A 22,104-nucleotide genomic window follows, 5' to 3' on the forward strand; every position below is an offset into this window, starting at 1 on the left:
TCCCCACTCCCCTGAGTTGCAGATTTTTGTTAAGAGATTTTAATATATCTAAATATTTAATTGATTATAAATTTAGCTAAGTTTCACAAGACCCCAGCAGTTTGCTAGATTGTAGAAGCAAATTACTGTGGATTAGGTGATGTGCTAATTCAGATATGATCCAAAGCATATGGGTAGTTTTCCACACCTAAGGGTGCGGTTAGCCCTTCTAGTTGATGGGCGGGGTTTCCCTCCCCTACGTAGCACAATTGTAAAAGAGACAGCCGACTCGGCAGTGAGAAGTCCGAGCAGAGGCTTCCCCTACTCCTAACTTATCTAGCTTTTGTCGTCTCCCATGAGGAAAGCATTTGTTGCTCAAGATTTGTCTGTGATTTTTGTAAAAGGTAAAGGGTAAAATCAATTATTAACAAAAATTAATTTTTACCTTCTACCTGGACTCTAGCAATCTGCTCTCTGAAGGACACTGCGTTGCTCTTCTAGAGTATAGGCAAAATGCCTCCCCTTAGAGTAGCAAGTGTCTATTGTCCGTGAAGTCTACTGCTCTCAGCTTTCTTCCTTGTAACTTTTACCTTTGCTATATGGCCCGCGACTATTATGAAATTCTAGGTGTCTCTCGTGACACTGACAAAGAAGAAATCAAACAAGCCTATCGCCGTTTAGCCCGGAAGTATCACCCAGACGTGAACAAAGAACCGGGGGCGGAGGATCGCTTTAAAGAAATTAACCGCGCTTATGAGGTACTCTCAGAACCAGAAACCCGCGCTCGTTACGATCGCTTTGGCCCAGAGGGCGTGTCTGGTGCTGGCGGGGGCTTCCAAGATGCTGGCGATATGGGTGGCTTTGCCGATATCTTTGAAAGCATTTTTAGTGGCTTTGCTGGCGGTATGGGTAGTCCCACGCAACAAAGACGGCGCAGTGGGCCTGCGCGGGGCGATGACCTGCGGCTAGACCTGAAGTTAGACTTTCGGGAAGCAGTATTTGGCGGTGAAAAAGAAATTCGCATTTCGCATCTAGAAAATTGTGAAGTCTGTAGCGGTTCTGGTGCTAAACCTGGAACCCGCCCTCGGACTTGTTCGACTTGTAGCGGATCGGGTCAAGTTCGCCGTGTCACCAGAACGCCTTTTGGCAGTTTCACCCAAGTCTCAACTTGTCCCACTTGTAATGCTACAGGGATGGTAATTGAAGACAAATGTGATGCGTGTGATGGTAAGGGCGCAAATCAAGTCACAAAGAAACTCAAAATTACCATTCCAGCTGGGGTGGATAATGGTACACGCTTGCGGATTTCTAATGAAGGGGATGCTGGTCAACGCAATGGCCCGGCTGGAGATTTGTACGTTTACTTGTTTGTGAATGAGGACGAGGAATTCCAACGGGATGGCATCAATATTCTTTCGGAAATCAAAGTTAGCTATCTGCAAGCGATTTTAGGTTGTCGTTTGGAGGTAGATACGGTGGATGGGTTAGTGGAACTGATCATTCCAGCCGGAACCCAGCCGAATACGGTGATGAAGTTGGAAAATCGCGGCGTACCTCGGTTGGGAAATCCCGTAAGTCGGGGGGATCATATGCTGACGGTGCTAATTGATATTCCTAACAAGATAACCCCAGAGGAGAGGGAACTGTTGGAAAAGCTAGCTAAAATTAAGGGAGATCGCACTGGTAAAGGCGGTCTAGAAGGATTTTTGGGAAATTTATTTAAGTAATGAAGCCCTCTTCTATTTCAACTCCCGATGCTCAACTTGATTTGCGCGGCACCCCTTGCCCAATCAATTTTGTGCGGACAAAACTACTTTTGGAGAAAATGCCATTGGGAGGTTTGCTAGAAGTCTGGCTAGACCCAGGGGAGCCAATTGAGCAGGTTCCCGATAGTCTAACAATGGCAGGTTATCAGGTGGAACAAATTACAGACTGCACTAGTTATTTTTCTCTGTTAGTGCGTCGTCCAGTTGCTGAATGACAGGGGAAAATTTTACTGCCACTGGGCAATTATTGGGTACGGTGGTTGCTGTACAGGCTAATTTTTACCGAGTAGAGCTGGATCAAGGAGATGGGGAGCAGAAAAGCAGGGGAGCAGAGGAGAAGATGGATTTAAATGCCCCTGTGCCCTTCTGCCCTTCTGTCCCCTCGCCTTCCCCCCTTCTCCTCTGTACTCGCCGTACACGCCTGAAAAAAATCGGGCAACAGGTGATGGTAGGCGATCGCGTTGTAGTAGAAGAGCCAGATTGGGCTGGGGGACGGGGAGCGATCGCTGATGTCTTACCTCGTCAAAGTGAGTTAGATCGTCCAGCGATCGCCAATGTCAACCAAATTTTATTGGTTTTTGCCGTTGCTGATCCACCTTTGGAACCTTATCAGCTGAGTCGGTTTCTGATTAAAGCTGAGTCTACTGGCTTAGATGTGCTTTTATGCTTGAATAAAAGTGATTTAATTTCACCGCAGGAACAGCAACAAGTTAGCGATCGCCTCCTTGGTTGGGGCTATCAACCGATATTTATCAGCGTTAAAGATGGTATCAATACTGACCAAGCAGCCAGATACCTGAGCAATAAAATTACTGTAATCGCTGGGCCTTCTGGCGTTGGCAAATCTAGCTTGATCAATTCGCTGATTGAGTTTGCCAAGCTGCGAGTGGGAGAAGTTTCGGGAAAACTAGCTCGTGGTCGCCACACAACTCGTCATATAGAATTATTTAAATTGCCTAGCGGTGGTTTGCTTGCTGACACTCCGGGTTTTAATCAGCCTGACATAGATTGTATTCCAGAAGAATTAATTCATTATTTCCCAGAAGCAAGAGAGCGGTTAGCAGTTGCTAGCTGTCGATTTAGTGATTGCGTGCATCGAGATGAGCCTGAGTGTGCGGTGCGGGGAGACTGGGAACGATATGAACATTATTTAGAATTTTTAGACACTGCGATCGCTCATAAAACTCAGTTGCACGAACAAGCTGATCCAGAATCCACTCTCAAGTTAAAAAGCAAAGGCAAGGGGCAGAGTCAATACGAACCCAAGTTAGAAAGTAAAAGATATCGCCGGATTTCCCGCAAGACTCAGTTACAGGACTTGCAGGAGTTATATCGGGATGAGGAATAAGGAGTGCGATGTCTACGATGCAAAGGGTTGTCACGATAGCATGGATACAAACATAAAAACTATCTTGTATGTCTCAGCCTCTTACTGCCACCGCTAGTGTAAAAGATGTCAATGAGAGTATAATTTTCCCACCAGGCGACATCTATAGTGACGAACCCCCCTTGGAATCTGACTTGCACCGCGAACAAATTGATTTACTGATCCGCCTGATTAAATGGTACTGGCGCGATCGTCAGGATTTTTATGCCACTGGCAACCTGACTATCTATTTCAGTCCCAACCAGAAAAAATCAGAAGAATTTCGAGGCCCTGATTTCTTTGTGGTTTTAGATACAGAAAAAAAAGACCGCAAAAGCTGGGTTGTGTGGCAAGAAAATGGCAAATATCCCAATGTAATTATTGAGATGTTATCTGATTCCACTGCCTCGGTTGATAAAGGTTTGAAAAAGCAAATATACCAGAATACATTTCGCACTCCAGATTACTTTTGGTTTGACCCAAATAACCTAGAATTACAAGGATTTCACTTACTTGATGGGCAATATCAAGAACTTGCTCCTACTGAGTCGGGTTGGTTGTGGAGTCAGCAGCTAGATATGTATTTAGGAATTGAGTCTGGGAAATTACGCTTTTTTACCCCAGATGGACATCTGGTAATATTGCCAGAAGAAGAAGCAAATCAACAGTTGCAGGAAGCGAACCAACAGTTGCAGGAAGCGAACCAACAGTTGCAGCAAACAAACCAACAACTAGAACAGGAACGTCACCGGGCTGCAATATTGGCAGAACGCTTGCGAGCCGCAGGTATTGATCCTGAGCAAATATTCTGAAGATAGAATTTTATCTTTAAACTAGGCATGGAAAAATAGTGCTATGAACCAAACAATATCTGATCAAGTCCGTTGGACAACCTCAGACTTAGAATTACTCACAACTGACGAATGGAAGCGGTATGAAATTATTGACGGAGAACTATTTGTGACTAGAGCGCCTCACTGGAGACATCAAGGGACTGCGGGTAATATATGCTTAGAATTACAAATTTGGTCTCGCTCTAGTGGGGTGGGGGAAACCCGTCAAACTCCTGGCATAATTTTTACAGATGCCGATAATGTCATACCCGATGTCGTTTGGATTAGTCATGAGCGTTTAGCAAAATTATTAGATGACGAAGGGCATTTGAGAGGAGCGCCAGAACTGATTGTAGAAGTCCTTTCTGCTGGGACAAATAACGAACGTCGAGATCGAGAAGCCAAGTTGAAATTATACTCATCCACAGGAGTCCAAGAATATTGGATTGCAAATTGGCAATTACAGCAGCTTGAAGTTTATCGGAGAGAAGTTGCCCAATTAAAACTAATCGCAACCTTGCTGGCTGATGACGAAATCACATCACCACTGTTACCAGGTTTCAGCGTTCGAGTTCAGCGTTTTTTTGGATAATTCTGGCGTAGGCGTAGCCCAACCTAGACATCGCTTTTCAAACTCAACTTCACCAAAGAAGGCAAAAGTAAAATTCTTCTTTGCAAGACACTACGCGAACGTGAATCAAAAATAATTATTAAACTGTCAAGGCGCAAAGGTTCCAAAAAGACTGTAACTTAGAAACCCGATTTTTATACTGCAACAAGCCAACCAACAGTTAGAAGAGAAATGACAACGGGCTGAAAGATTGGCATGAGGCTTTTAAATTAATTGAAAACTGCTATAAATCTACCTTACAATCCCCATAAAGTCTTAAAATATTGTTAATTTATGCCCAACCTCTCGACCTTCAACTTACAAGTATCACCCCAAAATCACTATGGCTATCGGCTACGTCGCGCTTGTACTCCACGCACATCTGCCCTTCGTTCGTCACCCAGAAAGTGACTACGTGCTGGAGGAAGAATGGCTCTATGAAGCCATCACAGAAACTTACATCCCCTTATTGAAAGTATTTGAAGGCTTAAAGCGAGACGGTATCGACTTTAAAATCACTATGAGTATGACACCCCCTTTAGTGTCGATGCTTCGTGATCCTCTACTTCAAGAACGCTATGACGCACACTTAACCCAACTAGAAGAACTTATACAACTAGAAGCAGAACATAATGTCAACAACGGACATCTTCGTTATTTAGCCGAACATTACATTACTGAGTTTAAAGAAGCGCGTCAGCTATGGGAACACTACAAAGGTGACTTGGTGACAGCTTTTAAGCAGCTCCAAGACAGTAACAACCTGGAAATCATCACTTGCGGCGCTACTCACGGCTATTTGCCGTTGATGAAAATGTATCCAGAAGCAGTGTGGGCGCAAATTCAGGTAGCTTGCGAACACTACGAGCAAACCTTTGGACAAGCACCCAGAGGCATTTGGTTGCCTGAATGCGCCTACTATGAAGGTTTAGAGCGGATGCTAGCCGATGCTGGGTTACGCTACTTCCTTACCGATGGACATGGCATCCTTTACTCGCGTCCCCGTCCGCGCTTTGGCACTTATGCCCCAATTTATACAGAAACTGGTGTTGCTGTTTTTGGTCGAGATCAGGAATCGTCCCAACAGGTATGGTCTTCTGAGGTAGGCTATCCTGGGGCGGCGGAATATCGGGAATTTTACAAAGATTTGGGCTGGGAAGCAGAATATGAGTACATCAAGCCCTACATCATGCCCAATGGTCAACGGAAAAATACGGGCATTAAGTATCACAAAATTACTGGACGTGGCTTAGGACTTTCAGATAAGGCACTCTACGATCCTTATTGGGCTAAGGAAAAGGCAGCTGAACACGCTGCTAATTTTATGTATAACCGAGAACGGCAAGCCGAGCATCTCTATGGTATGATGCAGCGATCGCCAATTATCGTTTCGCCTTATGACGCAGAGTTATTTGGACATTGGTGGTATGAAGGCCCTTGGTTCATCGATTACCTATTCCGTAAGTCATGGTATGACCAAGGAACATATAAAATGACCCATTTAGCAGATTATCTGCGGGATCAGCCAACACAGCAAGTGTGTCGTCCTTCGCAGTCAAGTTGGGGTTTCAAGGGTTTCCACGAGTATTGGTTGAACGAAACAAATGCGTGGATTTATCCGCATTTGCACAAAGCTGCTGAACGGATGATTGAAATATCGCATTTGGAACCAGAGGATGAATTGGCGTGGAAAGCCTTGAACCAAGCAGCACGGGAATTGTTATTAGCACAATCTTCTGACTGGGCATTTATTATGCGGACGGGAACTATGGTACCTTATGCAGTCAGACGGACGCGATCGCACCTGATGCGGTTTAATAAGCTCTACGAAGACGTAAAAATCGGCAAAATTGACAGTGGTTGGCTGGAAAAAGTCGAGTTAATGGATAATATCTTTCCTGAAATCAACTATCGCGTCTACCGTCCGTTGTAGTCTCACAAAAAATAATCAACAGCAGTAGGGTGGGCATTGCTCACCTTATATTAGTAGTGAGGAGCGTTTATTTTACCAACAACAGAGCAAACCTTAGCCTGTGTAAGAGTTTGTCAAATGCTGTCAAATCTTTACAAAGACATCCGCTTATTCCGATTTGACGACAAAATCGGAGAAATTTACATTTTATCTGCGGATGAACTGCAAATCATTGTTTATCGCAATGGCGAATGGGAGTTTGTCAATGAACCCGAATTATGAGCAAATGAGTTTTACAGAGTTGAGAGCTTATGTCGTAGAAAACCGTGAAGATATTGAAGCTCTACGTTTTTTGATGAGCAAACGCGACCCTAATTCTCCAAAGTATCCTATGCCTGTGACAGAAGCTGATATGCAAGCCCAGATGGAAATCATCAGGCGCAAGATTAACGGAGAACTTTGAGATTATTGTCTAATTCAGTAAAAATAATTAGGGTGGGTAAACCATACTCAACCGATTATTTTATTAACACTGCCGGATTTAGCTAAAGGCTATCTGGATCAATATTTAATTCTCGGAGTTTAGCAGCTAATCTTTGCGCTTTCTCTTCTGCGGCTTGTCGTGCAGTTGCTTCCTCTTCATGGGTTAAGAGTATTTGACTTGTAGCTGGATTGTAAAAACGCAGTTTTCCTGCTTCCAGGCGTAACTCTAGTCCTAAAACTTCACTGGGTAGGGACACTGTACCATCTGGCAGGGTATTGGCTGCTACTGGGAAATAATTCCCATTGACCAAGTGTAAACCCTGGAGTTGGGGATTGAGATAATCCCCTGTGGGGTCATACTGGAAATATTCACGCACTCCCAGAAAGGCGTAAATTCCTTTCTTTGCACCTTGGTCTTTGCTGCGGGTGCTTTTTGAGGTGATCTCTAGGACAAAATCTGGAGTTTGATTATTTTCTTCCCAGGTTTTGTAAGAGCGTCTGTCACGGTTTTCCACTCCAAAGACTACAAATACATCTGGTGCGACAACCGATTCTGGATCACCTTTTTCGTAGTAAATAAATAGATTACCAGCGACGTATACATCTGGGTGATTTTGAAAATAAATCCGTAGTGCATTTCTTGCATAAGTCAAGTAACTGCACTGGATATCTCCTTCAGCCATTGGTTTACCGTCCTCATCTGGGTACTCAATCGGGATAACGGGGATATACTCTACTGAGGCTGTCATGGGCAAATCCCTCAACTCAACTAGGGCTAGGTTTAATTTAACATTTGACTATGGTTAAGTAAGATGCGTGCGATCGCCATAACTAATACCGTCGTGAATTCCAAATTCCAAATTCAAAGACTTCTAGCTGGGTTTCACTGCGTTCAACCTAAACCTATAAATATTATTGTGCTTCCTGTGTATTGAAACAAAATAAGTAAATTCTGTTACAACATTAGTAGAATAATTCCGCACAAACCCCATCACTCAGTAGTAGGGGTATAGGTCATGCAGCTTAACCATATTAAACAAAGTAAAAAAGATGCTCTGTTGTCTTAACCCGGATTGTCCCCGTCCCTTAAACCCTGATGTTAACAAGTTTTGCCAAGCTTGCAGTACGCCTCTAGTCTCTTTGCTGCGAAATCGCTTCCGTGTGATGCGCGTACTTTCTAACGAAGGTGGTTTTGGCAAAACCTATTTAGCAGAAGATACGGATAAATTAAATGAACACTGTGTAATTAAACAACTTGCACCAAAAGTGCAGGGAACTTGGGCAGTGAAGAAGGCAATGGAGTTATTTGGTGAAGAGGCAAAGCGCTTACAAGATTTGGGTGAACATCCCCAAATCCCAACGCTTTTTGCTTATTTTGAGCAAGACAATTTTCTGTATTTAGTGCAGCAATTTATCGAGGGGCAGAATTTACTGAATGAGTTGGAACAAGCGGGAAGGTACAGCGAAAGCAAGGCTAGGGAACTGTTGTTAGATTTATTACCACTGCTGAAGTTTATTCATGAGCGCCAGGTAATTCACCGAGACATTAAACCAGGGAATATTATGCGTCGTCAGAGTGATGGGCGCTTGATATTAATTGATTTTGGAGCCTCAAAGGAGTTAACTTCAACAGTCCATACTCAAATGGGTACGACAATTGGCTCACATGGATATAGCCCGATTGAGCAGATAAAGGGTGGTGAAGCTTACCCAGCAAGTGATTTGTTTGCTTTAGGTGCAACTTGTTTTCATCTTTTAACTGGTATTTTTCCTTTTGATTTGTGGGTGGAGAATGGCTTTGCTTGGGTTCACAACTGGCGGCAATATTTGCCCAGTCCGGTTAGTGGAGAATTTGGTCAGGTTTTAGATAAGTTATTGGAAAAGGATATTGATGAGCGTTATCAATTTGCGGATAAAGTTATCAATGACTTGGCTGCTCAACAGCTATTACCACCACTGCAATTATCTTTATCAGCATCAACACAGCTAGAGATGCAATTAAAATCAGCAGTGGGTATTGACTACACACGATTGGGGGACTTACTTGCAGCAGGGAAATGGAAAGAGGCTGATGCAGAAACAGTGCGAGTTATGTTATCAGTGGCGAAAAGACAACAAGAAGGTTGGCTTGATCTTGAACATATTGACAAATTTCCCGGTGAAGACCTCCGCACTATTGACCAGTTATGGGTAAAGTACAGCAATGAGCGCTTTGGCTTTTCTATGCAAAAGCGCGTTTATCAAAGTCTGGGTGGAACCAGAGAGTACAACGAAGAAATTTACGAAGCTTTTGGCGATCTTGTGGGTTGGAGAAAGGACGGTTGGATTGACTACATCGATTTTACTTTTACCCTGAAAGCACCTATCGCCCATCTCCCAGTTTGTTGGTTGCGTCGAGGCGGGTTGGGTGCTTTTTTCTCTCGCGTCGAGACTTGTTATCTTCCTAATCCAACATTTACAATTCAAAATCCCAAATTATCAAAATTAGATGATGTTGAACTAATATCAGCAGTGGGCATGGACTATAGCCGATTACGGGACTTACTCGCAGCTGGGAAGTGGAAATTAGCTAATCAAGAAACAGAACGAGTGATGTTCATAGTAGCGAAAAGAGAAGAAGAAGGTTGGTTACGTGTTCAAGATATTGACAATTTTCCCTGTGAAGACCTCCGCACCATTAACCAGCTATGGGTAGAACACAGCAACGGGCGCTTTGGTTTCTCTGTGCAAAAGCAAATTTATCAAGGTTTAGGTGGAAGCAGGACGCACTCATTTGAGATTTGGGATAGGTTTGGTGAGGCTGTAGGCTGGAAGAATAGAGGCGGCTTATGGAGATGTGGGTGGGTTAATTATAATACTATTATTTTTGACATAAAAGCGCCAAAAGGACACCTCCCCGTGTGGAAGTGGACATTATATATTCATTCTGTAGATACTTTTAATAGTCTCTACAGTGGTGGCGTGGATTGGGGTAATGGTCACGGGTGGGACTGGATATCTTCTCTCGCATCGAGACTTGTAAACTGTAAGATATAAAATTAATTCAATTAAGGTAGCGATCGCCCCGTAGTCGATTACGGTTAAGTAGATATATTTCTAAAGGAAATTGAATATCATTTTCTGAGTTTTATATACAGATTTAGAATCATAAGATATAAAAAAGACAGGCTTGTTGCCTGTCTCATAAGTAATGATTAAACAAAGAATTTAGAAATTCATCTCAGCAGCTTGAACTTTTTCAACCTGCTTTTTCTTCAGCACGAGCATAACTTGAGCCAACATCACAAGAGCGATGAACGCAATCAACCATTTGACTCTAGAAGCGTCTTGTAATACGATTTCTGCATCTTGTTGACCGAATCCACCGACTACGTTCGGGTTGTTGGTCAAAGCTTCACCAGTCTTAACTGTTTGCCCTTCGGAAACAATTAATTCTGGCCCTAAAGGAATCGGATCAACGACAACATCACCAGATTCAGGTTGGATGCTGACTAGATATTTAACATTACCATCTGCATCTTCCTCTTTGGCAATTTTGCTAATTGTGCCAGTTGCAGAAGCGTTGTAAACTGTGTTGTTGCTCTTTTCGCCAGTGGGATAAACTTGTCCGCGTCCCCGATTACCACCTACGTGAACTGAATATTTACCGAAATGGATGTTTTTGTCGGTTGCAGGGTTGGGAGAAAGAACTGGGAAAATTATTTCCTGATACTGTTCACCGGGTAAAGGCCCGACGATAACGACGTTTTCTTTGTCTTCGCTGTAGGGTAGGAAGTAAGTGTCGCCAACTTCTTTTTTAAGTTCTTCAGAAAGACGGTCTTCAGGAGCAATCTTAAAGCCTTCGGGTAGCATCAGTACAGCACCGACGTTTAACCCAACCTTAGAACCATCGGCACCAACCTGCTGGGCACTGGTATCGTAGGGAATTTTCACCACGGCTTTGAATACAGTGTCAGGTAGCACCGATTGAGGAACTTCCACTTCTGTAACCTTGGCGGCTAGATGACAGTTGGCACAAACAATCCGCCCGGTTGGTTCGCGGGGGGTTTCGGGATAGGTTTGCTGTGCCCAATAAGGATAGGCGGCAGCAGATTGGGGAAGGGCTAGATCGCTGGTGAAGTAAAATGTCACGGTGGCGATCGCTATAAGCAATGTTTTTACAATCGCTCTAGCACTGCGAGTTAACCTCGCTGTTACGGAAGCATTTCTCATCTCTATAAGGGCAACGATTCTCTGATGGATTAGTCAACAGCCATTCAATTTTAGATTTTGAATTTTGGATTTTGGATTGAAGGAAAAGTCTAAAATCTAAAATCCAAAATTGGCAGAGTTAAGAGTCTCAAATCTTGGACTTTGGACTAAAAACTCAGCACTCAGCACTCATAACTCAGCACTAATTATGACCACCAAGGTGCATCACCGGTGCGGAAGTCGGTTTCAGTCCAACGGGTTAATACGATTTTGTCGTCGTCTACTTTGGTATGGGCTAAAGCCAGAGATAAAGGTGCTGGCCCTCGAACAACCTTACCAGTTTCGTCATATTGCGAACCATGACAAGGACATTTAAACTTGTTTTCAGCAATATTCCAGGGGACGACACAACCTAAGTGGGTGCAGATGGCATTAATGCCATAATCTTTGATCGCCTCTTTGCTGTCTACCACAATATAGGTAGGATCTCCCTTTAGTCCTTGGACTAGGTTGCGATCGCCTGTATTCTTGTTTTCTAGAAATTTACTGACGCTAACATCGTTACCTAGCTCATCTTTTGCTGTTGCACCACCACCAGCAGCACCAGTTGCGGGTGGAATAAAGTACTTGACAACGGGATACAATGCACCCAGAGCTACTCCAGTGACAGTCCCAAAAGTGAACAGATTCATTAACTTACGACGCCTCATATTAGGCACGTCTGCTGATTCTGAAAATTGAGCCATAATCTACGCGCTCTTTGTGTATTTTATTAAGCATTTTGACAAAAGTACTACTACTTGAGCAACTCTTGTCTAAGTCGAAATGCTAGCGCTCACAACGATGCCATACTTCTCTGTTCCAAGATATATCAAGCATGTTTTCTGTTAGCATTACATTTCTTTATATCCTTATCATACTGGAGTTATGGAACTTAACATCATAACTAAATGTAAAATCTGATTGAGAAAAGCTATGACAGGACAGGAATTACGCCAGATGTTGATTGATAAGTGGGGATACTCTTACGATGTCCAGTTCCGGCGGGCACAGGGAAAGATGTTTTTGCAAGTAATGTGGAAATATCTGGAGCAAGCTTCTTTTCCCTTAAGCGAGGCAGACTACCAAGAGCATCTTGATAGTGTCGCTAATTATCTTCATGCCTTGGGTGGAGCAACACAGGTACAAACGTTTATTGCCCAAACACGCGATCGCCCCAGGCTCGGCAAAGCTGTTAGCATTCCTCTAGATTTGGGCGATCGCGCTTCGGAATGGATATTATAACCTTAATGAGCCGCCAACCATTCCTATACCCAAATCGTTCCTATACTTTTAATAATTACTTTGAGTTAGGGTTTGCAGTTGACGATTTAGTTGCTGAATTTGGGTATTCGTTCGAGCGTAAATTTATTGATTTCCCACAATATTCTGGCGCATTAGACCGACTTGTTGATCTCAAGCAGCGAATTGAGGAAGTTTTGCCCTATGTAGATTTGGAGAACGAAGCTACACGCCGGGAAATGCTAATTGCGCCAATTATTACCGATTTAATTCACTATTCCCACGCTAAATTACGAATTGAATACACTATCAAAGTTGATAATCGACTTTAAGGTAATATTGATTATTTGCTCAGAAGCCAAACTAATTTAATTGTGATTGAAGCCAAGCAAGCAGATATAAATAGGGGATTTACACAACTGGCAACTGAGATGATCGCTCTTGACAGGTGGACTGATTCTACTCAAACAGAAATACTAGGAGCAGTAACAACAGGTAATATTTGGCAATTTGGCCGATTGGATCGACAGACACAGCTTATTGAGCAAGCAATCAACCTTTATCGTGTTACCGAAGAGTTGGAAATAGTGGTTAGGATCTTACTAACTGCACTCATCAACTAAGTTGAAGCAATGCGATCGTCACACAATTTTGAATTTTAGATTCACCCCAGCAATCAAGTCACTGGCTCTGTCATTTAATTTGAGATTTGGGATTTTAGATTTATTCTCGCGTTTAAATTCACTTGCTATCAGACCTTTTTAAATTTGGGATGCAAGAATCTTCTCTACGAGAGGCTCCGCCAACAATCGCAAATCCAAAATTTAAAATCTAAAATTTGGTCATTTACCTGTAAGCTTAACCAGTCCAACACCACCAAAGTAAAGCCCCAGAACTGCTCCTGCTAGGAGACTTTGAGTCAGGGGGTCAGTAGAAGGTGTAAGAACGGCTCCTAAAACCACTGCTCCCATAATCACGTAACGCCAACCAGAAACCATCTGTTCAGAGGAAACAATGCTCAAATTACCGAGCAACAGTTGAATGATGGGAATTTGAAATGCTAAACCAGTGCTGAATAACAATAGCAGCACAAATTCAAAATATTTGTCAATTGACCAAAGTTGTTCAACTACATCTGCTCCGTAGCTGATGAAAAATTTCAAAGCTGCGGGGATAAGGAGTAAATAGGCAAATAATAACCCTGCCGCAAATAGCACACTCGAACCTAAAACTACAGGCGCTAGCAAGCGGCGTTCGCGGCGAGTCAATCCTGGCAGCACAAACTGGATAATCTGATAAAGAATGAAAGGACTACAAAGTATCAAGCCAGTGTAGGCTGCGACTTTGAAGGAAACAAAGAAATATTCTCCGGGTGCGAGTTGGAGAAATTTTACTCCTTGGGCTGGAACCTCAAGTAGCTGGACAATCGGTTTGACGGCAAAGAAACAGCCAATAATACCCACTGCTACGGCTATCAGCGAATAGAAAATCCGCTGTCGCAACTCTTCTAAGTGGTCAAAAAGGGACATTTCGACCTCAGATGGTAAATCATCGAGAGGATCGGTTTCTGAGTTGCCATATCCTTCTGGATCGATATTGGGAACGTTTACAGTATCTACAGTATCTACATCTTGTGAAGGTGTCATGAGTCAGCTAGTAGGCAACATTTGTAAATGAGTGCTGAGTAAGTAGGTAGGGATAATTAAATGTAATATGTCATTGCGAGGAGGAACAAAGCAATCGCAATGAGTGGGATTGCTTCGTTCCTCACAAGGACAATTTCCATTGTATATATTACTACTAATCTACTTAATAAGTAATCGTCCTTTGTGAGCGGTCTTTTAACTCAGCACTCTTCATTATTTTATCTGGGGAATGCAGCTAACAAGATATGTTTTTGGGTATTGTGGGTTTTTTGTCCTGTTTTTTAGGATTGCACCTGCATAAGTTAGTAGGAAGCCATCTTGTAGGCAATGCCTAACCTCAAAAAGGGTGAAACCGATCAGAAAAGAAATCACGTCTCTGCGGCTAGTAGCACTGAGTAAATTGACACAACATCAACGTATAATACTCAGTTTTTAAAATTCGGTTCATCAAGGTGGCATCTATATACATAGCGCAATGAAAATTTTTAGTTGAGGTTTTATGAATCGGACAATTTGCATTGCTTTGATGGCATTGCCTGTTTATTTATCCAATGTTGAGCTAGGTAATACTGCTAGTAGTGACGTGCCACTTGTCAAAGCCCAGGTTCCTATAATAACTGCTCTAATGGCTTACAGCACAAATGCTCAGTCACACATATTGTCGTGGCAAATATCGGCTAGAGATGATCAAACGGAAGATTGCCTTCGCGCTGGTAATTGCAGGGATTGAGACTAATTCGTAATTATAGTACGGGGAGAATTAATGGTTGCAAAAAATCAACGTACAGTGGTGGTTACAGGAGCATCAACAGGAATTGGCCAGGCGTGTGCTTTGCTTTTAGATCAGTTGGGCTTTTCTGTTTTTGCTGGGGTGCGTCAAGATATTGATGCTCAAACACTTAAACAAAAAGGCTCACAAAGGCTGATTCCGATTTTTTTAGATGTTACTGATGCTGAATCGATCGCAGCTGCGGTTCGTAAAGTAACAGATGCAGTCGGTGGGGCTGGGATTTTAGGTTTAGTAAATAATGCCGGTGTTGCTGTCCCTGGCCCTTTGGAATTATTAGCGATCGCAGAATTTCAATATCAGATGCAGGTTAATGTTACCGGACAATTAGCCGTGACACAAGCTTTTCTTGGTCTATTACGCCAGAGTCGGGGGCGAATTGTCAATATGGGTTCTATTAGCGGTAGAAGTCCGACGCCGTTCATGGGAGCTTACAATGCATCAAAATTTGCCCTCGTTGCACTCAATGATGTGATGCGGATGGAATTACGTCCTTGGGGAATCTCTGTTTCTATTATCGAACCTGGGGCGATCGCTACCCCAATTTGGGAAAAGTCTTTAAGTCAATCGGAAATAGCACAGCAAGATTTACCACAATCGGCACAAAATCTCTACGGACAGGCGATGAATATTGTCCGTAAGAAAATGCAGATTCTCGCATCTAAAGGAATTTCTGCGGATATTGTCGCTCAGGCTGTTGTCCATGCGCTCACTGCAAAACAACCGCGTACTCGCTATCTCGTTGGACAAGATGCCAAAATCGGAGCTGTGCTGAAGCATATTTTACCTGACAAGCTGCATGACCGAATAATTTTATACTCAATGGGGTTATAGATTATACCAATTTTGATTTTAGACTTCGGCGTGACCTTTTGGCTTTTCTACGTTCGCGCAGCGTGTCGCAGAAAGACGCTGCGCGTAGCTTGCTTCCCCGTAGGGGTACAGTAAGTGTTACAGTGAGCAGTCCGACAAGCTCACTGCAACACCTGTCGAACTGCTCAGGGCAGACAAAGGCTCAGTAGAAAATCTATACGTCGTTTGTCAGAGTGATGTAAGAGAAAGAGCTATCTGCAAAGATGAATTTATCAAAGCCAGTTGTAGACAAGCTAATGTTGTTGAAACTGATGTTGGCACTTTTAAGGATATTGCCAGAAATTACACCAGATACAATGAGTTCAGAGCGATGGAAAGCGCCCAGATCCAGGGTATCAAAACCTTTGCCGCCATCAACGGTTGCAGCACCGAATCCTTTGAAGTAGTCATCCTCAGTACCGAGATCAATACTTAACCCACCACCAATAGAGACTTTCTGTTGAACTCCATCTAGGATACTGGTGGCAATAATTTTGTCATTGCCGGCGCCAGTCTTAATGATTCCTTCGCCATAAAGACCGTAGGCAGTACCATCGATTGTGACTGTAGCCTGTCCAGTAAGGGTGTCAGCATCACTGCCAGTATCAATGATTCCATCGTTAAAGATACCATAGGCGATCCCGTCTCTTCCTGAACTATTGCCATTACCTGTAATCGTATCCTTGCCCGTCCCTGTAATAATGGTGGCGTCTTTAAGGTTCTGGATGCCAGTTACAGCACCGGCGAAGCCGATTGTGATTGTAGCCTGTCCAGTAAGGGTGTCAGCATCACTGCCAGTATCAATGATTCCATCGTTAAAGATACCATAGGCGATCGCGTCTCTTCTTGAACTATTACTATTGCCATTACCTGTAATCGTATCCTTGCCCGTCCCTGTAATAATGGTGGCGTCTTTAATGTTCTGGATGCCAGTTCCAGTACCGGCGAAGCCCTCGAAGCCGCTGTCGCTGCTGTTGCCGCCAGTACCCGTGCCAGCGATCGCGTCGTTTCCGTTCCCTGTATCCAGTTTGCCACTATTAGCGATGCCTATGCCAGTACCGCCGTTGCCGTTGTCGCCAAAGTCGGGAGCCCTGCTGATGTTTTTACCGCCGCTGTTGCCGCCATTGCCACCATTACCAATGCCAGAGATCGTGTCGTTTCCGTTCCCTAGATTCAGTTTGCTAGCGTTAGCAATCCCAGTTCCAGTACCGCCATTGCCGCCGTTGCCGCCTCGGCCGCCGCTGCCGTCTTCGGTATTGAGAACATTGCCGCCGTTGCCGCCGTTGCCGCCCGTACCAGTGCCAGCGATCGCGTCTTCTCCGTTGCCTGTATTCAGATCGCCACTGTTAGCGATGCCAGTTGCAGTACCGCCGATGCCGCCGATGCCGCCGTTGCGGTTGTTGTCGCCCACATTGCCGCCGATGCCGCCGTTGCCACCCTTCCCTGTGCCAGTGATCGTGTCGTTTCCGTTCCCTGTATTCAGATTGTTACTGTTGATAATCCCTGTGCCAGTACCGCCGTTGCCGCCGATGCCGCCGTTGCCGCCGTTGCCGATGTTGCCGATGTTGTTGTCGCCCACATTGCCGCCGATGCCGCCGTTGCCACCCTTCCCTGTGCCAGCGATCGCGTCGTTTCCGTCCCCTGTATTCAGACTGCCACTGTTAGCGATGTAGATCCCAGTACCGTTGCCGCCGATGCCGCCGATGCCGCCGATGCCGCCGCTGCTGCCGTCGCTGCCGATGCCGCCGTTGCCGCCATTACCAGTGCCAGCGATCGCGTCGTTTCCATCCCCTGTATTCAGTTTGCTAGTGTTAGCAATCCCAGTTCCAGTACCGCCGTTGCCGCCGTTGACGCCGTTACCGCCGTTGATGTCGTTACCGCCGTTGCCGCCGTTGCCGCCATTACCAGTGCCGGCGATCGCATCTTCTCCGTTTTCGGTATTCAGTTCGCCACTGTTCACAATGCTGGTTCCAGTACCGCCGTCGCCACCGATGCCGCCGATCCAGCCGTCGCGGCCGTCGCCACCGTTGCCACCATTACCGATGCCCGCGATCGCATCGTTTCCATTCCCTGTATTCAGACTGCCACTGTTGTCGATCCCAGTACCGATGCCGCCGATGCCGCCATTACCAGTGCCAGTAATCGCATCGTTTCCATTCCCTGTATTTAGACTGCCACTGTTATCAATGCCTGTGCCAGTGCCGCTATTGCTGCCGCCGTTGCCACCGTCGCCGCGCTTCCCACCGTTGCCGCCCTTCCCTGTGCCAGCGATTGTGTCATTTCCGTCCCCTGTATTTAGACTGCCGCTGTTAGTAATACCAGTGCCAGTACCGCCGTAGCCGCCGGGACCATAACTGCCGCCACGGCCACCGGTGCCATCCGCGCCGTTGCCACCATTACCGATGCCAGCGATCGTGTCGTTTCCGTCCCCTGTGTTCAGACTGCCACTGTTAGTAATACCTGTGCCAATGTTGCCGTTGTACCCGTATCCATTTCCATCATCGCCGATGCCGTTGCCGCCAGTACCGTTGCCAGAGATTGTGTCATTTCCCTCTCCTGTATTCAGACTGCCACTGTTAGTAATACCTGTGCCAGTACCGCTGTCGTACCCGTTGCCGCCAGTACCGTTGCCAGAAATTGTGTCATTTCCGTCTCCTGTATTCAGACTGCCACTGTTAGTAATACCTGTACCAGTACCGCCGTCGTTGTAAGTATATATGTAGTAGTCTTCTTGGTAGATGAAGCCGTAGCCTCCAGTACCGCTGCCCGCGATCATGTCATTTCCATCCCCTGCATTTAGTTTGCCACTGTTAGCAATGCCGGTTCCATTATCGCCGTTGCCGCCATTACCAGTACCCTCAATGGTGTCATTTCCTGAGAGAGTACGAATGTAACCCCCAGTTAAAATATCAATACCGATTGCTACAGAGGCATTTAATTCTTCCCCAATTAAAGTGTCGGAACTGGGGGTGCCGATGAAATTGGGTGGAACAGTAAGTCTAGGCATGATTAAAATCCTCTCAATTAAGTTAGTACGTCGGTTTGCTAATTCAAGCGATCGGTTTCTCAAACAAATTCCTGAAATTATTTCGGCAAGAGCTATTTAGTGATTGACTCCGCTGTTGTCGGAGTCACTTTAGGTAATCAAGTTACAACAAATTAATCAGATTACAGGAGATTAAATCTACATTGGGCAGTGCGTAGGCATAGCCCGCCACAAGCATCGCCGCCGATGAAATTTTTCGGCGCTCAACTAGCTAATAACCATTTCCATAGTCTAGAAACTACCCATATAAGTAACAAAGAAAGAAACCTTTATTACTTATTTTTATCAGTACAATTACCAGTCTTATAGCATTGAATACAATCTATCTAGAGATATAGAAGATATATATCTCTAGATAAATATATTTAATTTATGTTACGACTTATGGACTGTACAAAAGAATCATTTTGTGTATTAACGTAAATAACTCGTTTTAGCTGCCTAATTTTTATAATTGCTTCAATCAATATTATTTATTGATTTCGCGTTTTCTAAAAGCTGTAGTCAACAAACTGATCAGTTTCATGGACAAACTGATCAGTTTCATGGACAAACCGATCAGTTTCATGGACAAACCGATCAGTTTCATGGACAAACCGATCAGTTTCATGGACAAACCGATCAGTTTCATGGATAAACTGATCGGTTTCATCAACAAACGCATTTTGACTTATAAACGAGATATAAAATTTAGCTAAAAGTGATCCTCCCAACCCCTCTTAAAAAGGCTACGGTGTATACACAAGTCGGAAAACCTGATCCAAATTGACTCTACAACCCATAGAGCAAAACCTCACCCAAGATTACCCAAGGGTAAATCTGTCCCTCTCCTTAATAAGGAGAGGGACAGGTTTTGCGTAGCAGAACCAGGGTGAGGTTTTTCTTTTATTTATCAAATCCTATTGACACCCACCCCAAAAGAAGTAGTTTACTTGTTTTTTATTTGCAAATATTTGGTTCTATTTACAATAAGATTATGTAATTAAGTCTGTCTAACTACTTATTAGAGATGTTTAATACTTGTACTTATGACAGTATTTCTGCTGACTTCAACTAAAATATTAGCATTGCCTGGTGCTAGATAAAACCTAAATATCAAAAACAACCGGAATACTGCTAGCTTAGTTAGTAGTTTGAGTTAGATATATTTAAATCAAGAGATAAATTCCCTAGAACTAATAAATTTATTCACTAGATTTTGTTATCCCCATTCCTGAGTGAACTGGATCAGTTATGCTCCTAGATTTAGAAAGATTTTATCAGGCTTGCAATCCGAGCAGACCTCTAATTATAGGAAATGCCAGCGATCGCAGGTACTATATCGATTTTGCTGCGGTGCGGGGTGGTAAAATCATTGAGGCTTTGCAGCGTACCATTGCTCGCATATCACCCAATGCTCCAACTTGTCAGCTATTTACAGGACATCTCGGTTGTGGAAAATCAACAGAGTTGTTGCGGCTAAAAGCTGAATTAGAAGCAGAGCAATTTCATGTAGTTTACTTTGAGTCTACCCATGTCTTAGAAATGGCAGATGTGGATGTGACTGATATTTTGTTAGCGATCGCCGGACAGGTAAGCGAAAGCTTAGAAGCAATGACAATTAGGCTGAAATCGAGCTATTTTACTAAATTGTTTGGTGAACTTGTCGATTTTCTGAATACGCCAATTGACATTGGTATAGAAGGCGAGTTGTCTGTAGGAATTGCCAAAATTACAGCTAAAGCTAAAGAAAGTCCCCAATTGCGGCGGCGGTTAAGAGATTATCTAGAACCGCGAACAGCAAATATTTTGCAGGCAATTAATCAAGAACTGCTAGAACTTGCTAACAAGGAACTGAAAGCCAGGGGTAAAAAAGGACTGGTGGTAATTGTTGATAATTTGGATAGAGTCGCAATTAGAGCTTTACCATCGGGGCGATCGCTGCCAGAATACTTATTTATTCAACGTGGTGAACAGTTACGCAAACTGAATTGTCATATAGTCTACACTATTCCCTTAGCCCTGACTTTCTCCAACGATAGCGCCGAACTTCAGCATCGTTTGGGGGGAGGAGTCGCGCCAAAAGTCTTACCAATGATACCTGTGCGTCTGCGCTCTGGGGAGATTTTCCTGGAAGGGCTAGCAATGTTACGGCAAATGGTGCTAGCTAGAGCTTTTCCAGACATTTTGCCTAGCGATCGGTTAGGCTTAATTACAGAAGTGTTTGATAGTCTGGAAACCTTAGATCGATTGTGCCTAATTAGTGGTGGTCATGTCCGCGACTTACTAGGGCTGCTATATGACTGTCTGCGAGAACAAGATCCACCCTTTGATCGGGAGTGTGTAGAACTGGTGATCCGAAGACAGCGCGATTACCGAACTAACGCTATCGACCCTCATGAGTGGGAATTAATCTTTCAGGTAGTGCAGCAGCAACGTGTTAGAGGTGATATAGAATACCACATTTTATTGCGAAGTTTATTTGTATTTGAATACCGCGATCATTTAGGAGCTTGGTTTGCCGTCAACCCAGTTTTAGCAGAGACGGAAAAATTTAAATCATGGTTGAACGAAACCCACAAGTAGATGTTAGAGTAGCTAACGAAAAGGCTTTGCGGAATTTAGGAAGAGCAATTGCCCTTTCTAATGGTCAATTCTCCTTAGTTTTGGTGTACTGCAATTATCGAGTTTTGCAAGAGCAAATGTTGCAAAGACTCGAAGAACTCTCTTCAGGAGTACACCAAATTCAAAAGGTAGTTCTGCCGCATAATGCTAGAAGCCTTTACACAAGTATTCATTTACAACTAGAACTGCTAACCCAAGATAATCCACCATCGGCGTTGATGATTTTGGGTTTAGAGTTAGTAGATGGACTTGATGATCTACTTAGGTCTATCAATCATATTCGTGATGAATTTCGCAAACGCCACCCATTTCCGATGATTTTGTGGGTGAACGAAGAAGTGTTGCAAAAAGTAGTGCGTTTAGCACCCGATTTTGCTAGTTGGGCAGCTACACCGATTCAGTTTGAAATGACAACTCAATCACTGCGGCAATTTTTGCAACAGGAAACTGATTCTTTGTTTACTACGGTGTTACCAACTGATGTTGCTCAATACCAACCGCCTGAAGTTGCAAAGCATTATTCCACTGTGGAGCAAGTTTGGAAACATAGCTATGAACTTCACTTTGCCATTAGAGAGTTGCACAATCGTGGTATTACCTTAGAGCCAGAACTGCACGCTAGTTTAGAATTTGTTTTTGGTCTAGATAATTATATTAGCGATCGCATCAGTACAGCTTTAAGGCATTTTCAGCAAAGCTTGCAAGTCTGGCAAAAGTTGGTGGAGGCAGGGGAGGCAGGGGAGCAGGG

Annotated in this window: 18 protein-coding genes and 2 pseudogenes; 15 read left to right on the forward strand and 5 right to left on the reverse strand. The window is 44.0% G+C overall.

The genetic code is table 11. The features are described 5' to 3' along the window. The first annotated feature begins 578 nt into the window (after positions 1-578). The 8 genes from dnaJ (at position 579) to F8S12_RS17040 (ending at position 6,929) form a co-directional block, all read left to right on the forward strand. Positions 579-1,706: a molecular chaperone DnaJ gene (gene dnaJ / locus F8S12_RS17005; RefSeq protein WP_196517323.1), complete on the forward strand. Its 1,128-nt coding sequence runs from the start codon at positions 579-581 to the stop codon at positions 1,704-1,706. Beyond that, positions 1,706-1,960 (forward strand): sulfurtransferase TusA family protein, encoded by a 255-nt coding sequence (locus F8S12_RS17010; protein ID WP_196517324.1) that lies wholly within the window; start codon positions 1,706-1,708, stop codon positions 1,958-1,960. The genes dnaJ and F8S12_RS17010 overlap by 1 nt, the downstream gene beginning before the upstream one ends. Further along, on the forward strand, positions 1,957-3,093 hold the full coding sequence (rsgA, locus tag F8S12_RS17015) for a small ribosomal subunit biogenesis GTPase RsgA (protein WP_196517325.1): 1,137 nt from the start codon (positions 1,957-1,959) through the stop codon (positions 3,091-3,093). Before F8S12_RS17010 ends, rsgA begins: the two co-directional genes overlap by 4 nt. A gap of 68 nt (positions 3,094-3,161) precedes the next feature. Then, positions 3,162-3,923, forward strand: a complete 762-nt coding sequence (locus F8S12_RS17020) for a Uma2 family endonuclease (protein WP_196517326.1) — start codon at positions 3,162-3,164, stop codon at positions 3,921-3,923. Between the two features lie 43 nt (positions 3,924-3,966). Continuing rightward, positions 3,967-4,536, forward strand: a complete 570-nt coding sequence (locus F8S12_RS17025; protein WP_196517327.1) for a Uma2 family endonuclease — start codon at positions 3,967-3,969, stop codon at positions 4,534-4,536. A gap of 361 nt (positions 4,537-4,897) precedes the next feature. Then, positions 4,898-6,487 (forward strand): glycoside hydrolase family 57 protein, encoded by a 1,590-nt coding sequence (locus F8S12_RS17030; protein WP_196517328.1) that lies wholly within the window; start codon positions 4,898-4,900, stop codon positions 6,485-6,487. A 69-nt stretch (positions 6,488-6,556) separates the two neighbouring features. Beyond that, on the forward strand, positions 6,557-6,748 hold the full coding sequence (locus F8S12_RS17035; protein WP_442946807.1) for a DUF6888 family protein: 192 nt from the start codon (positions 6,557-6,559) through the stop codon (positions 6,746-6,748). Next, complete coding sequence (locus F8S12_RS17040; RefSeq protein ID WP_109011583.1) at positions 6,732-6,929, forward strand: DUF6887 family protein; 198 nt, start codon at positions 6,732-6,734, stop codon at positions 6,927-6,929. The genes F8S12_RS17035 and F8S12_RS17040 overlap by 17 nt, the downstream gene beginning before the upstream one ends. An 82-nt stretch (positions 6,930-7,011) precedes the next feature. Here the strand turns inward: F8S12_RS17040 and F8S12_RS17045 are convergent, their stop codons facing one another. Then, positions 7,012-7,698, reverse strand: coding sequence for a Uma2 family endonuclease (locus F8S12_RS17045; protein ID WP_196517329.1), 687 nt, complete (start codon positions 7,696-7,698; stop codon positions 7,012-7,014). A 301-nt stretch (positions 7,699-7,999) separates the two neighbouring features. Here F8S12_RS17045 and F8S12_RS40670 point away from each other — a divergent pair, with 301 nt between their 5' ends. Then, complete coding sequence (locus tag F8S12_RS40670; RefSeq protein ID WP_230968066.1) at positions 8,000-9,985, forward strand: serine/threonine-protein kinase; 1,986 nt, start codon at positions 8,000-8,002, stop codon at positions 9,983-9,985. 171 nt (positions 9,986-10,156) lie between these two features. Here the strand turns inward: F8S12_RS40670 and petA are convergent, their stop codons facing one another. Both petA and petC read right to left on the reverse strand, forming a co-directional pair. After that, positions 10,157-11,161 carry a cytochrome f gene (gene petA, locus F8S12_RS17060; protein ID WP_196517330.1) on the reverse strand — a complete coding sequence of 335 codons (1,005 nt, stop codon included), beginning with the start codon at positions 11,159-11,161 and terminating at the stop codon, positions 10,157-10,159. Positions 11,162-11,346: 185 nt separating this feature from the next. After that, positions 11,347-11,886: a cytochrome b6-f complex iron-sulfur subunit gene (gene petC / locus F8S12_RS17065; RefSeq protein ID WP_196517331.1), complete on the reverse strand. Its 540-nt coding sequence runs from the start codon at positions 11,884-11,886 to the stop codon at positions 11,347-11,349. A 229-nt stretch (positions 11,887-12,115) separates the two neighbouring features. Between petC and F8S12_RS17070 the strand changes: the two genes are divergently transcribed. Both F8S12_RS17070 and F8S12_RS17075 read left to right on the forward strand, forming a co-directional pair. Then, the gene (locus F8S12_RS17070; protein WP_196517332.1) at positions 12,116-12,424 is read left to right on the forward strand and encodes a DUF3067 family protein; all 309 of its coding nucleotides are present in this window, start codon (positions 12,116-12,118) and stop codon (positions 12,422-12,424) included. A gap of 5 nt (positions 12,425-12,429) precedes the next feature. Continuing rightward, positions 12,430-13,044: pseudogene (locus F8S12_RS17075) on the forward strand (hypothetical protein). Between the two features lie 219 nt (positions 13,045-13,263). Here F8S12_RS17075 and tatC read toward each other — a convergent pair. Continuing rightward, positions 13,264-14,067, reverse strand: coding sequence for a twin-arginine translocase subunit TatC (gene tatC, locus F8S12_RS17080; protein WP_196517333.1), 804 nt, complete (start codon positions 14,065-14,067; stop codon positions 13,264-13,266). 499 nt (positions 14,068-14,566) lie between these two features. Here tatC and F8S12_RS17085 point away from each other — a divergent pair, with 499 nt between their 5' ends. Beyond that, complete coding sequence (locus F8S12_RS17085; protein WP_196517334.1) at positions 14,567-14,797, forward strand: hypothetical protein; 231 nt, start codon at positions 14,567-14,569, stop codon at positions 14,795-14,797. 33 nt (positions 14,798-14,830) lie between these two features. Beyond that, positions 14,831-15,688 carry an SDR family NAD(P)-dependent oxidoreductase gene (locus tag F8S12_RS17090; RefSeq protein ID WP_196517335.1) on the forward strand — a complete coding sequence of 286 codons (858 nt, stop codon included), beginning with the start codon at positions 14,831-14,833 and terminating at the stop codon, positions 15,686-15,688. A 193-nt stretch (positions 15,689-15,881) separates the two neighbouring features. On the opposite strand, the gene F8S12_RS41660 is transcribed toward F8S12_RS17090, so the two are convergent. Beyond that, a complete protein-coding gene (locus F8S12_RS41660; protein WP_196517336.1) occupies positions 15,882-18,713 on the reverse strand; it encodes a beta strand repeat-containing protein in 2,832 nt (943 codons plus the stop codon). A 1,272-nt stretch (positions 18,714-19,985) separates the two neighbouring features. Here F8S12_RS41660 and F8S12_RS17100 point away from each other — a divergent pair. Continuing rightward, positions 19,986-21,317, forward strand: a complete 1,332-nt coding sequence (locus tag F8S12_RS17100) for a P-loop NTPase fold protein (RefSeq protein ID WP_196517337.1) — start codon at positions 19,986-19,988, stop codon at positions 21,315-21,317. Beyond that, positions 21,293-22,104, forward strand: a pseudogene (locus tag F8S12_RS17105) (hypothetical protein); the annotation flags it as partial. The gene F8S12_RS17100 and the pseudogene F8S12_RS17105, both read left to right, overlap by 25 nt.

The sequence above is a fragment of the Nostoc sp. WHI genome (genome assembly GCF_015714725.1).
Taxonomy (GTDB): Bacteria; Cyanobacteriota; Cyanobacteriia; order Cyanobacteriales; family Nostocaceae; genus Nostoc.

Bases quoted from the DNA above. Each gene is read 5' to 3' on its own strand.
- dnaJ (WP_196517323.1), top strand. From the start codon at position 579: ATGGCCCGCGACTATTATGAAATTCTAGGTGTCTCTCGTGACACTGAC.
- F8S12_RS17010 (WP_196517324.1), top strand. From the start codon at position 1,706: ATGAAGCCCTCTTCTATTTCAACTCCCGATGCTCAACTTGATTTGCGC.
- rsgA (WP_196517325.1), top strand. From the start codon at position 1,957: ATGACAGGGGAAAATTTTACTGCCACTGGGCAATTATTGGGTACGGTG.
- F8S12_RS17020 (WP_196517326.1), top strand. From the start codon at position 3,162: ATGTCTCAGCCTCTTACTGCCACCGCTAGTGTAAAAGATGTCAATGAG.
- F8S12_RS17025 (WP_196517327.1), top strand. From the start codon at position 3,967: ATGAACCAAACAATATCTGATCAAGTCCGTTGGACAACCTCAGACTTA.
- F8S12_RS17030 (WP_196517328.1), top strand. From the start codon at position 4,898: ATGGCTATCGGCTACGTCGCGCTTGTACTCCACGCACATCTGCCCTTC.
- F8S12_RS17040 (WP_109011583.1), top strand. From the start codon at position 6,732: ATGAACCCGAATTATGAGCAAATGAGTTTTACAGAGTTGAGAGCTTAT.
- F8S12_RS17045 (WP_196517329.1), bottom strand. From the start codon at position 7,698: ATGACAGCCTCAGTAGAGTATATCCCCGTTATCCCGATTGAGTACCCA.
- F8S12_RS40670 (WP_230968066.1), top strand. From the start codon at position 8,000: ATGCTCTGTTGTCTTAACCCGGATTGTCCCCGTCCCTTAAACCCTGAT.
- petA (WP_196517330.1), bottom strand. From the start codon at position 11,161: ATGAGAAATGCTTCCGTAACAGCGAGGTTAACTCGCAGTGCTAGAGCG.
- petC (WP_196517331.1), bottom strand. From the start codon at position 11,886: ATGGCTCAATTTTCAGAATCAGCAGACGTGCCTAATATGAGGCGTCGT.
- F8S12_RS17070 (WP_196517332.1), top strand. From the start codon at position 12,116: ATGACAGGACAGGAATTACGCCAGATGTTGATTGATAAGTGGGGATAC.
- tatC (WP_196517333.1), bottom strand. From the start codon at position 14,067: ATGACACCTTCACAAGATGTAGATACTGTAGATACTGTAAACGTTCCC.
- F8S12_RS17085 (WP_196517334.1), top strand. From the start codon at position 14,567: ATGAATCGGACAATTTGCATTGCTTTGATGGCATTGCCTGTTTATTTA.
- F8S12_RS17090 (WP_196517335.1), top strand. From the start codon at position 14,831: ATGGTTGCAAAAAATCAACGTACAGTGGTGGTTACAGGAGCATCAACA.
- F8S12_RS41660 (WP_196517336.1), bottom strand. From the start codon at position 18,713: ATGCCTAGACTTACTGTTCCACCCAATTTCATCGGCACCCCCAGTTCC.
- F8S12_RS17100 (WP_196517337.1), top strand. From the start codon at position 19,986: ATGCTCCTAGATTTAGAAAGATTTTATCAGGCTTGCAATCCGAGCAGA.